Annotated in this window: 10 protein-coding genes and 1 rRNA gene (1 of these 11 cut by a window edge); all 11 read left to right on the forward strand. The window is 38.4% G+C overall.

Annotated elements, in window-relative coordinates:
- Positions 1-225 precede the first annotated feature (225 nt).
- Positions 226-1,296 carry a hypothetical protein gene (locus tag AC6R0T_RS06485; protein ID WP_303754250.1) on the forward strand — a complete coding sequence of 357 codons (1,071 nt, stop codon included), beginning with the start codon at positions 226-228 and terminating at the stop codon, positions 1,294-1,296.
- Positions 1,241-2,776, forward strand: a complete 1,536-nt coding sequence (locus AC6R0T_RS06490; RefSeq protein WP_526159855.1) for a glucosaminidase domain-containing protein — start codon at positions 1,241-1,243, stop codon at positions 2,774-2,776. The genes AC6R0T_RS06485 and AC6R0T_RS06490 overlap by 56 nt, the downstream gene beginning before the upstream one ends.
- Positions 2,777-3,134: 358 nt before the next feature.
- Entirely contained in the window at positions 3,135-3,551 is a 417-nt protein-coding gene (locus AC6R0T_RS06495) for a PTS sugar transporter subunit IIA (protein WP_206904175.1), read from the forward strand.
- Positions 3,548-4,018, forward strand: a complete 471-nt coding sequence (locus tag AC6R0T_RS06500) for a PTS sugar transporter subunit IIB (RefSeq protein WP_206904176.1) — start codon at positions 3,548-3,550, stop codon at positions 4,016-4,018. The genes AC6R0T_RS06495 and AC6R0T_RS06500 overlap by 4 nt, the downstream gene beginning before the upstream one ends.
- An 18-nt stretch (positions 4,019-4,036) precedes the next feature.
- A complete protein-coding gene (locus tag AC6R0T_RS06505; RefSeq protein ID WP_206904178.1) occupies positions 4,037-4,819 on the forward strand; it encodes a PTS mannose/fructose/sorbose/N-acetylgalactosamine transporter subunit IIC in 783 nt (260 codons plus the stop codon).
- 15 nt (positions 4,820-4,834) lie between these two features.
- Positions 4,835-5,647: a PTS system mannose/fructose/sorbose family transporter subunit IID gene (locus tag AC6R0T_RS06510; protein ID WP_206904180.1), complete on the forward strand. Its 813-nt coding sequence runs from the start codon at positions 4,835-4,837 to the stop codon at positions 5,645-5,647.
- Positions 5,648-5,699: 52 nt separating this feature from the next.
- Positions 5,700-6,677 carry an SIS domain-containing protein gene (locus tag AC6R0T_RS06515; RefSeq protein ID WP_206904183.1) on the forward strand — a complete coding sequence of 326 codons (978 nt, stop codon included), beginning with the start codon at positions 5,700-5,702 and terminating at the stop codon, positions 6,675-6,677.
- A 104-nt stretch (positions 6,678-6,781) separates the two neighbouring features.
- Positions 6,782-9,511, forward strand: coding sequence for a sigma 54-interacting transcriptional regulator (locus tag AC6R0T_RS06520; RefSeq protein WP_303754248.1), 2,730 nt, complete (start codon positions 6,782-6,784; stop codon positions 9,509-9,511).
- A gap of 11 nt (positions 9,512-9,522) precedes the next feature.
- Positions 9,523-10,158 (forward strand): HAD family hydrolase, encoded by a 636-nt coding sequence (locus tag AC6R0T_RS06525; RefSeq protein WP_303754247.1) that lies wholly within the window; start codon positions 9,523-9,525, stop codon positions 10,156-10,158.
- Between the two features lie 110 nt (positions 10,159-10,268).
- Positions 10,269-10,451, forward strand: a complete 183-nt coding sequence (locus AC6R0T_RS06530; protein ID WP_206904192.1) for a hypothetical protein — start codon at positions 10,269-10,271, stop codon at positions 10,449-10,451.
- A gap of 651 nt (positions 10,452-11,102) precedes the next feature.
- Positions 11,103-12,588: ribosomal RNA gene (locus tag AC6R0T_RS06535) — 16S ribosomal RNA — on the forward strand (it continues 74 nt past the right edge of the window).

Genomic DNA, 12,588 nt, shown 5'->3' on the forward strand with positions numbered 1-12,588 from the left:
TTTACTTTAATTTGGACGCGTCAAAATAATTAAATTTATTTATTAAAATTGGCTGAAATCATTCTCTAATCTTGAGAAACTAGCAAAAACCCTTTGGAATGCTAGTTTCTCTTTTTATTCAAGTTGTAGTTACGACTGTTATATTAATTGTTCAGACGTTTTGACTTAGAATTTCATGAGAATATGTGCTAATATAATAGCGAGGAAATAAAAGGGGGTTCTCTGATGAAAAAAAGGAATAGTCTACGTTTGCGAAGGGCACTTTCTATGTTTAGTATTGTGTTAGTGCTTTTTTCGCAAGGAACGCCGGCTTTCGCAAATGTTGTTACAACTACGCAAGCAAGTGAAGCAGTTCAAAATAATAGTGACACAGCGGTAACAGAAACCAAAAATAGTCCTGAAAATACAGGTGAAGTTAGTGAAGGTGAAAACGACCCGACACCTGCTCCGACACCGGTGGCTGTGGACAAAACTGTGTTAACAGAAATGTACAATCAGTTGCAAAATCTGATTAATACAGAAGATCAATATCGCCCCTCTACATTCCCAGGTGATAAAATAAATGAGCTTTTTCAGGAAGCTTCGGTAATGCAAAATGCAAACGAGGTTGATCAAGATACTGTTGATGCTTTGGTTGAAAGGATTAAAGTGTTTTTAGGTAGTCTACAACTGGAAGTAAAACCCGATAAGGAAAGCTTACAAGCTTTGTTGAAAAAAGCAATGGACTTTAAGGCTAGCGAATATACACCAGCTTCATTTAAGGTTTTGCAAAAACAAATTGGACTAACCAATACTCTCTTAACCAATGAGGATGCTTCTAGTGCTGAAGTTAGCAGCATGTTGGTTAATTTACAAAAGGCAATTACTGGATTAGTCAAAGAGGAGGCGCAAAAACCTACGCCTACGCCAAAACCAGATCCTAAGCCAGAAACAAAGCCTAATCCTAAACCAAAGCCACAGCCGAATAAGCCTGCGACCAATAAACCAAATCAAAGCAATACAAACCAAAACCAATCAAAGCCAAGCACAACAGATGCAACAACCCCCAAACAACCTGTTCAAGGTCCAAGTAAAGATGGCACAGCATCTGCACCATTGGATGATAATTTGGTTGTCGACAGTTTAACTGATTCAAATTTAAATGGTTTTGAATTGCCGTTGTTAAATAGTTTAAAGGATAAAAAGCAAGGTGCTATAATCGCAGCTGCTTTGAAGACTCTGAATAAACCTTTTGCAAAAGATGGTAAAGCGCCGTCTGCCTTTAATAATTTTAAGTTTACCAAATTACCTTTATAACGAAATTTTTGGCATAACTCTTGGTAAAAATTATGAGGAAATGGTAAAAGATAAAAAGCAAATTTCATTGGAAAAAGCCCAACCTGGTGATCTTCTTTTCTGGCAAGATAAAGAAGTTAACAAAGTTGCCATTTACCTTGGTCAGGGTAAATATATAATGGCCACTGATGAAAATCACGAGGCTTTAAAAGAACAAAATAAACTAAAAGAAGCAGCAGCATTAGAGAAAAAAGAAACTACTAGTGATGCTACTAAAGACGCTACTAAAGATACAGAACAAACAAAAGATAAAGAAGAATTGCCAGGTGTCCAAATTTTCACCATTCAAGGTTATGAAGTTAATGACGCCGGAATTGTAAAAATTGCTGATAAAACAGATGCAGACAGTAAAGAAGATGATGATACAGCGCTATTAAGCGAAAAATATGGCGTTATAAAAAACCCATCTTTTGCAGTTAGCATGCCGGAAAATCTCGTTTTGACACAACAAGGTGAAAAGACATTAGACAATTACGCAGCTACTGTTGATTTTAAAGCCAATCCGATTACACAACGCTTCATCGATACAATTGCAGATGATGCCAGAGAATTAGGGTTAAAATATGATGTTTTTGCTTCGGTCATGATCGCTCAGGCAATTTTGGAAAGCGGTTCTGGTGGCAGTGGGTTATCAAGAGCACCTTATTACAACTTGTTTGGAATTAAAGGTTCTCACGGCGGTTCTTCTGTCGCTATGAAAACAATGGAAGACAAAGGAAACGGCGAGTTGTATCAAATCACGGCAAACTTTAGAAGTTATCCTAGTTACAAAGAATCCTTAGCAGACTATGTTGAACTAATTCGTGGCGGTATTTCTGGAAACGATGGTTTTTATCAAGGCGCATGGCGTTCTGAGGCGGGAAATTATCTTCAAGCAACAGACCATCTAATGGGGAAATATGCAACGGATACGCAATACAGTAATAAATTAAATTCGATTATCGCAGCTTATCATTTAACCCAGTACGATGAACCTGAAACACCTGTTGGAACAAAAACCGGAATGATTATTCAATCACGGCAAAATATTCCAACCTACTATCGTAATAAAATGATTTTCCCTGATTTTGATGGTCGCAACTATAATACTTCTGGTTCTTATCCAGTTGGACAATGTACGTGGTATGTTTACAATCGGATTACCCAATTAGGTGGCCGGGTTGACAACTTTATGGGCAATGGTGGCGAATGGGGCCAAAAAGGTGCTCGTTTAGGCTATAAAACAACTGGGACACCAAAAGTTGGTTATGCCGTAAGTTTCCATCCTGGAGTTGCTGGTTCTAGTTCCGTGTATGGTCATGTGGCTTTTGTTGAAGCTGTTGGACCAGATGGCATTTTGGTCTCAGAAGGAAATGTTGTCGGGCCAACAACTGTTTCATACCGTATTATCCCTAATAGTATTGCCCGCTCTAACAATGTTACGTATGTAGCACCAAAATAAAAAATGAAAGTCCCCGTACAAAAGCTAAACTAACTTTTGTACGGGGACTTTTTGTGTCTGTCTAAGTATTAAGTAAAAAGCAATTGAAATTTATAAAAAGCGATTTAAAAGAAGAAAAAATCCTGGGCTTAAAAAATTTCCAATCTTTTTTTGCGGTGTCTTTTTTTCTTAGAATTGATCAATCGCTACTTCACGCTTTTATCAACACTTCAAGTGGAAATTTCCAACACTGTATTTTTTTGTTCTAGATGTGTTGAAAGTGTCAGAAAAACGCTGAAATCAAGCGGGATTTGATCCTTAGACAAAAGTTGGCACGCAACTTGCTTGTATAAAAGTGTCAGTAAGGAGGGAAGAAAAAATGAATACTATCATTCTAGCAAGCCACGGAGAATTATCACAAGGCTTAAAGCAAACCGCTGAAATGATTCTAGGTCCAGCAGATAATATTTACGCACTATCGGCTTATCGTGATGAAGATGAACCAATCGAAGGACAAATGCAGCAATTAGTTACAAAACTGGGGACGAAAAATTTATTTATCTTAACAGATATTTTAGGGGGGAGTGTTAATAACGAAATGTTACCCCTTTTAAAAGACAACCCCGAAATACATCTTATTACCGGAATGAATTTACCCCTTGTGATTTCCATCGCAACACAGGCTGGGAAAATTAGTTCAAATGATTTACAAAGGATTATCATAGAAAGCCAAAATTCACTAATTGATTGTAGTCGTCTATTACAAACATCAGAAAAAGGAGGTGATGATCTATGATCAAACTTGTACGCATTGATCACAGATTGTTACACGGACAAGTAGTGTTTTCTTGGAGTAAGTCTTTACAAATAAATCGCATTATCGTGGTAAACGACGAAGCGGCCAATGATGAATTTAAAAAGATGTCCTTAGAATTGTCCAAACCCCAAGGAATTAAATTGAATATTTTCACAGTGGCCAACACGTTAGCAAAAATGCCAAAAGTTGAAACGCTAAAAGAAAATATCATGTTGATTTTCGGGAATACTAAAGATGTCCGCAAGTTTTGTGAAGGCTATCAGAAAATTGAGGCCATCAATTATGGCGGCATTATTAAAAAAGAAGGGGCTAAGCAATTTAGCAACGCTATTTTCTTAACAGAAAGTGAAATTGAAGATGCCAAAGCGCTAAAAGCAATGGGGATTACACAGTTTATGCAGCAGGTACCAACCTCTAAAAAAGAGGATTTAAATACAATGATTTAAAAGAAAGGGGTTTGCGTTATGTTGTTTCAATCGATTGCCCTGGGTCTAATCGGAATATTTTGTATTCTGGACTCCAGATTGTTAGGAAGACTGAACTTTGAACGGCCTTTGATTGTGAGTACGCTGGTTGGTTTGGTATTAGGAGATTTGGAAAAAGGTTTGATGGTTGGGGCATCGTTGGAATTGATGTCTTTGGGGTTGGTAAATATTGGGGCAGCTGCACCGCCGGATATGAATATGGCTTCTATTATTGCAACGGCTTTTGCAATTTTATCTGGTTCAAATGCGGAAACAGCGTTAACCATTGCAATTCCAATTTCTGTATTAGGTCAAATGTTAGGGATTTTAATGCGAACGGTCTTATCAAATTTAACACACCGTGCAGATACGCTAATTGCTGAAGGTAAGTTTGCTGGTGCAAGAAGGATTCATATTGTTTATGGCTCGGTTTTGTATTCCTTAATGTATTTTATTCCGATTTTTCTAGCTATTTATTTTGGTACCGATTTGGTCAAAAGTATTGTTGACAGCATTCCTGCTTGGTTAACAAATGGTTTGACTTTAGCAAGTAAGATTTTACCGGCTTATGGTTTTGCCTTGCTTTTACAAACAATGTTAACAAAGAAAATGATACCGTTTTTATTGCTGGGTTTTTTAATAACTGCATATTCTGGCCTAAGTATCACAGGGGTTGCAGCATTTGCCTGCATTGTAGCGTTTGTGATGGCCCAAGTTAATTTTGGTGGCAGTAATGGTGGTAATGCTGCGCAAAGTGAACCTGATCCTTTAGACGATTTATAGAAAGGAGTCTTATAAATGACTAAAAAAGATCCAAACAGTTGGAAATATTGGCAATTCTTCTGGCGCTCGTGGGCGATTCAAGCTTCATGGAATTACGAGCGACAAATGAATATGGGGTTTATGTATGGAATTGCACCAATCATCGACAAAATTTACGACAAACCAGAAGACGCTTCAAAAAAGATGGAAGCTTACGAACGTCACATGGCGTATTACAATTGTACACCGCAGACTAGTGCATTTGTACTGGGTTTAGCCGCTTCAATGGAAGAACAATATGCACAAGACCAAGAAAACTTTAATCCAGAAGCAATTGGGGCTTTAAAGACTTCTTTAATGGGACCACTATCAGGGATTGGCGATTCTTTTTTCCAAGGAACTGTCCGTGTTTTAGCTTTTGGTTTTGGGATTAATTTAGCGCAACAAGGAAGTATTTTGGGACCAATTTTAGCGATGATTATCTCATTTGTCCCTTCGTCTTTAGTAACATATTACGGTGGTAAGATTGGATATAACACAGGGAATAAATATTTAGCTAAACTTTATCAAGAAGGTTTAATGGATAAGGTAATGTATGTTTGTACGATTGTAGGTTTGATGGTAATCGGGGCAATGATTGCAAGCATGATCGGCATTACAACACCTTTAAAATTTGGCAAAGCATTTGTTTTACAAGATGTTTTAGATAATATTATGCCACAATTAATTCCTTTGGGTCTGACATTTTTTATGTACTGGTTACTACAAAAGAAAGTTAAAACCGGCGTAATGTTGGTCATTTGTATTGTAGGCGGGATTTTATTAAGTGTATGCGGCATTTTTAGTTAAGGGACAAACCTATTCAGGTTCAAATAAAAAAGTTAAGAGGAGGAATTCAAAAATGAATTCAAAATTAAGTCCAAAAGAGATTGTAAAAGAAATCGTTAGCAATAAAGAAGTGACATCCATCGTCTTTGTTGGCTGTGGTGCGTCAAAAGCTGATTTATATCCAGGTAAATACTTTTTAGATCAAAATGCACAAAAATTACGGATTAGTCATTTTACAGCCAACGAATTTAACTATGCGACACCTAGCTCAGTCGACGAGCATACTGTGGTTATTTCAGCTTCATTAGGAGGTACCACTCCTGAAACTGTTCAAGCTAACGCAGTAGCCAAAGAGAAAGGTGCCACAGTTATTAGTTTAACACGTAGCGTAGATTCTCCGCTAACAAAAGATGCAGATTATGTCATTTATCACCGTTTTGCTGAAAATTATGCTGCGAAACTTGAAAAAACCGGCTATTGCTTGTTGTTAGCAGTTGAGTTGTTAAATCAAATTGAAGGCTATGCTGACTACGATAAAATGATGGAGGGTTTCAGTAAAATTTACGATTTATCACAAGAGAGCGCTGAAGGAGCACGCTTACAAGCGAAACAATTTGCCCAACGCTTCAAAGACGAAAAAGTTATCTATGTTATGAGTTCAGGGGCAACTCACGAAGTAGCCTATTCGACTTCAATTTGTTTAATGATGGAAATGCAATGGATCAACTCCGGTACTTTCCATGCCGGTGAATTCTTCCATGGTCCATTTGAAATTACCGATAAAGGTGTGCCATTTATCTTACTGATGAACGATGGCCGCACACGTCCAATTGACGCGCGAGCATTAACCTTCTTAGATCGTTTCGATGCGAAAACAGAAGTTGTGGATGCACTAGATTGGGGTCTATCGGCTCATATAGCAAAAGAAGTCTTAGATTACTTCAATCCATTTGTCATTACGGCCGTCTTCCGTGTTTATGCTGAAGAATTGGCTGAAGCGCGTCAACATCCATTAACAAAACGTCGTTATATGTGGAAACTTGAGTACTAAGCTTTCATAAGCTGGGGCATTTGCCTCAGCTTTTCTGTCTTGTGTTGAAAGCTGGTATGAAATCTCTTACAATTGATTAAAAAAGAAGCTAGGTGGTGTAAATCATGAATGAAAAAGTAGAAAAATATTTAATTGACTTAACGCGAGATTACGACAAGTATCATCGTGGGGATTTTTCTGCCTCAGCCATTAGTGAGCATATCGGGTTAAACCGTAGCACGACCAGTTCTTACTTAAATCAAGGGTTAAAAGAAGGCGTAGTTGTCAAAGTTAAGAGCTATCCGGTCGCTTTTTTACATGTTACAACACTTGCTGAGCTGGGAATTATCGTAAAAGGCGCAGAGTATGAGAGTTGGGAAGATTTATTTACATTGGAAAAACAAAATGCATTAGAGCTAGTAATTGGTGCCAAAGGGAGTCTAAAAGAAGCGATTGATCAAGTGAAAACAGCGGTGCTTTATCCAAATAACGGGTTGCCGATTCTTTTGTCTGGCAGTAGCGGTTCAGGGAAAACATTCTTAGCTGAAAAAATTCACGAATACGCAGTCACAGAGAAGATCATTCAAAAAGATTCCCCTTTTATCGCTTATAACTGTGCTCAATATTTCAATAATCCAGAATTGTTATCGTCTGCTTTGTTTGGTCATATTAAGGGGGCTTTTACCGGAGCCGAAAAAGATCATATCGGTTTAATTGAAAAGGCAGATAACGGTATTTTATTTTTGGATGAAGTGCATCGACTGTCAGATGAAGGGCAAGAAAAATTATTTACCTTCATGGATACCGGTGAATTTTCACCTATGGGAGATAATGCCCTTAAACGCAAGGCAAAGGTACGGCTAATTTTTGCTACAACAGAAAATGTCTATCAGACTTTTTTGCCAACTTTTATTCGGCGTCTGCCGGTAATTGTTAGTTTGCCCAATTATGAACAGCGCCCGCAGTCAGAAAGAATGCAGCTAATTGATACTTTTTTTGTGAATGAGGCTAATATTTTAAAAAAGCGAATTGATGTTAGTTATCAACTAGTAGACTTTTTGTTAAATAGTGACTTAGAAGGCAATGTGGGTAAAATCAAAAATATTGTTAAATACATTTGTGGCAGCGCCTATGCAAAAAATCAAAACAACCCTGCAATAAGAGTGCGCTTAAAAGATTTACCTCAAGAGAATGCGCTACGTTTAAAAGAGCAGTTGAAAAAGACGATTAAAGCTTTACCAGATCGCCAATATTTGCCCCATACGAAAAATCAGGTTTTTTTAGAGTCTACTGAAGCAAAGCAGATCCGACAATTATTTGAAAAAATGGTTCAACTTTACCAAAAAGTCGATGAACAAGAGTTAGCCATCAAGGATTTTATTGCAACGATGGTAAATCGTGTCAATAACTTAATGGATGAATTTATGTTTAAAGATAATTATGCTAAAGAAGAGTCTTTTTATTCTGTTTTGACCTATCAAATTCGAGAAACCTTTGATTGGATGCACGATAATTATGGATTTGATCAAGATGGTAACCGAGTTATCGCACTCGCACAATACCTTTATCGCAAAAATAATACCGATACGATTGCAGAAAATCACGAATGGCATACGATAAAACCAAAGCTATTGCGTTTAATTTCCAGTTCAATGGATACTTCTTATTGGTATGCAAAGAAAGCTTTAGGTCATATTTCCCGTCAATTGGACCAGGATTTTAAAGACGAGGATTTAATCTTTATTTCTTTTTACTTTCACGGTTTGCAAATAACGCCCCGTGAAAAAGAAATCAAAAGTATTATTCTAGCCCATGGTTATTCCACTGCCAGTAGTCTAGCTAATGTCGGCAATCGCATGTTACAACAAAATATTTTTCATGCTTATGATATGCCGATAAATATCACACTAGACAAAGTCGAAGAACAAGTCATTCGCTTTATTAACGATTACCATACAGACGCTGGTTTAATTTTATTAGTGGACATGGGTTCGTTAAATCAATTAGGTGAGCGCTTAGAAGATAAAATTCGCGGACCATTATTGATTATTGACTATGTTTGCACCCCGTTAGTTTTAGAAATTGGTCATTTAATTCAAAATCAATTATCTATTTCAGAAATCAGTCAACGAGTTGATATTGAAAATAAAGTTCAAAAGCAATTGATTTTGCCAAAGCAAGAGAAAAAACAAGCTATTTTAACTTGTTGCTATACTGGAATGGGCTCTGCCATTCAAATTCAAGAAATTTTAGAACATTGTCTAAAAGACTACTGCGACGAGTTAGCCATCATACCTTATGATTATCACAAGTTAGAAAAAAATAAACTGTATGAAGATCCTTTTCAAATGTATGAAGTGTTAATGATTGTTGGTACAGAAGATCCCAAAATTCAGCAGATTCCTTATATCGGCTTAGATCACTTAATTAATGGGGAAGATATAGAGAAATTTGTTACAATTTTACAAGATTATTTTGATATTAGTGACAAAGCATTAAAGGAACAGCTAATGTTTAGCTTTTCCATTAACAAAATCGTTGAGAATTTAACGATTCTAGATGCGACAAAGCTTTTACGTCTGGTGCAAAGTGCAGTATCACAAGCAGAGGTGAATTTAGCCATTACGCTTTCAAATAGTAAATTATTCTTATTGTATTTGCATTGCTGTTGTATGATTGAACGAATTTTACGTAAAGAAAGTGTTGATCAACAAGAAGATATTGCTGAATATTTAGCACAAGCTGGCATGGAAATGGAACAAATTCATCGAGCATTTCGCAATGTCGAAAATGAATATACTATTCAGATCTCGGATTTAGAGCTGCGTCTAATTCACGAAATAATTAATGGCTAGGAGTGATTTATATGACTTTAGGTATAATTTTTGATATGGACGGTGTTTTAATTGATTCTGAAAGCTTTTACTTTCAGCGGCGGATGGATTTCTTTGCTGAAAAAAATTTGAGTCCAGGCTCAAAAAACAAATTGGATTTTGTCGGCTTGACTGAAGCGGGTATTTGGCAAGTTTTAGTCCCAGCAAAAGAAAACCGTGCATTATTAAAAAAAGAGTATCAAGATTATCGGCAAACACATCCAATTGATTTTACCAAGGCCTTGCGAGGGGATGTTAAGAGTGTATTGACTTATTTGAAGGCTAAAAAAATAAAGATAGCACTTGCTTCTTCATCGCCTGAAAACGAAATTTATACGATGCTTGCTCAAAATAATTTAACATCTTTTTTTGATTTTGTTATTTCCGGTGAAAGTTTATCAAAAAGTAAACCACATCCAGAAATTTATCAATTGGCTGAAGCGGCGCTAAAGTGTGATCGCTGCATTGCAGTAGAAGATTCACCAGTCGGGATTGCTTCTGCGAAAGCTGCACAGCTGTATACATTGGCACTAAAACAAGATTTTCCAATTGATCAACGACAAGCGGATATAGTTATTGATCATTTATCTGATATTATAAAAGTGGTAGAGAATTGTCTTGTATATTAAGTTAGTAAAAAAAGCACCTTGTAACAATCTTTGAGAATCGACGAAAACTACTTGTCCAATGCGTAACACTTTTGGTAAGATGACAGTGATTTGAAAAAGGAAGGTGCCCCATGAAAAAAAGATTAAAGAAGAAGCATGCCTACAAAAAATATATTCACGATATTTTTACTGGATACGAAGAAATGATTAGCACGCCAAATTTAGAAAAACTAACTTTTTCTTACTTAAACGAAGAAACAATTATTTACCGCGATGAAGAAAAACGGATTCGCTTTTTAAGTCGCGATAAGTAAACTAGCTAAGGAGATGGAAATCTCCTTTTTTTGTGCCTGAAAAATAAAAAAATAACCGAATTTTAAGAGGGATATCTCTTGATTTTTTTACAGTTTAGGTTTTTTTATGAAGAAAAAGATTAACTTCTTTTTTTGTAAGCGCGAAAAAAGCGAACAAAAGATAAAAAGAGTAGTTTTGGCACGGTGGTGAGCTGGTATTTTATGAAAATAAAACGGTTGACGCAAATACTTGGAAGTGGTAAATTAATCAACGTTGGCAAGGCAGTCACACGATTGAAAACAACTTGAAACATTTTTGAAAAAAGTTGTTGACAGTTGCTACAACGACTGTTAAACTAACGAAGTTGCTTGATGAGCGGCGAACTTCTGAAATATCATTTCAAAAAGTTTTTAAAACTTTTTGAAAAAAACAGTTGACAGAAATTAAGTCAGCTGATAAGATATAAGAGTTGCTGAAACATTTCAAAAAGCAACCAACTGCAAGTTAGATAAATACATTTAACTTTGCAAGTAGACCTTTGAAAACTGAACAAAGCAAGCAAACGAACCAATGTGTAGGGCGCTTCTTTTATAGAAGCAAACAACATGCAAGCAATAGCTAGCAAAGTTAATTTTTATTTGAGCTTAACAGTCTATGACTGTTCAAACACTTTTTATGAGAGTTTGATCCTGGCTCAGGACGAACGCTGGCGGCGTGCCTAATACATGCAAGTCGAACGCTTCTTTTTCCACCGGAGCTTGCTCCACCGGAAAAAGAGGAGTGGCGAACGGGTGAGTAACACGTGGGTAACCTACCCTCAAGCGGGGGATAACACTTGGAAACAGGTGCTAATACCGCATAACAATACCAAACACATGTTTAGTATTTGAAAGGCGCTTTTGCGTCACTTGAGGATGGACCCGCGGTGCATTAGCTAGTTGGTGAGGTAACGGCTCACCAAGGCCACGATGCATAGCCGACCTGAGAGGGTGATCGGCCACACTGGGACTGAGACACGGCCCAGACTCCTACGGGAGGCAGCAGTAGGGAATCTTCGGCAATGGACGAAAGTCTGACCGAGCAACGCCGCGTGAGTGAAGAAGGTTTTCGGATCGTAAAACTCTGTTGTTAGAGAAGAACAAGGATGAGAGTAAAATGTTCATCCCTTGACGGTATCTAACCAGAAAGCCACGGCTAACTACGTGCCAGCAGCCGCGGTAATACGTAGGTGGCAAGCGTTGTCCGGATTTATTGGGCGTAAAGCGAGCGCAGGCGGTTTCTTAAGTCTGATGTGAAAGCCCCCGGCTCAACCGGGGAGGGTCATTGGAAACTGGGAGACTTGAGTGCAGAAGAGGAGAGTGGAATTCCATGTGTAGCGGTGAAATGCGTAGATATATGGAGGAACACCAGTGGCGAAGGCGGCTCTCTGGTCTGTAACTGACGCTGAGGCTCGAAAGCGTGGGGAGCAAACAGGATTAGATACCCTGGTAGTCCACGCCGTAAACGATGAGTGCTAAGTGTTGGAGGGTTTCCGCCCTTCAGTGCTGCAGCAAACGCATTAAGCACTCCGCCTGGGGAGTACGACCGCAAGGTTGAAACTCAAAGGAATTGACGGGGGCCCGCACAAGCGGTGGAGCATGTGGTTTAATTCGAAGCAACGCGAAGAACCTTACCAGGTCTTGACATCCTTTGACCACTCTAGAGATAGAGCTTCCCCTTCGGGGGCAAAGTGACAGGTGGTGCATGGTTGTCGTCAGCTCGTGTCGTGAGATGTTGGGTTAAGTCCCGCAACGAGCGCAACCCTTATTGTTAGTTGCCATCATTTAGTTGGGCACTCTAGCGAGACTGCCGGTGACAAACCGGAGGAAGGTGGGGATGACGTCAAATCATCATGCCCCTTATGACCTGGGCTACACACGTGCTACAATGGGAAGTACAACGAGTTGCGAAGTCGCGAGGCTAAGCTAATCTCTTAAAGCTTCTCTCAGTTCGGATTGTAGGCTGCAACTCGCCTACATGAAGCCGGAATCGCTAGTAATCGCGGATCAGCACGCCGCGGTGAATACGTTCCCGGGCCTTGTACACACCGCCCGTCACACCACGAGAGTTTGTAACACCCGAAGTCGGTGAGGTAACCTTTATGGAGCCAGCCGCCTA

The sequence above is a fragment of the Enterococcus sp. S86.2 genome, assembly GCF_059834485.2.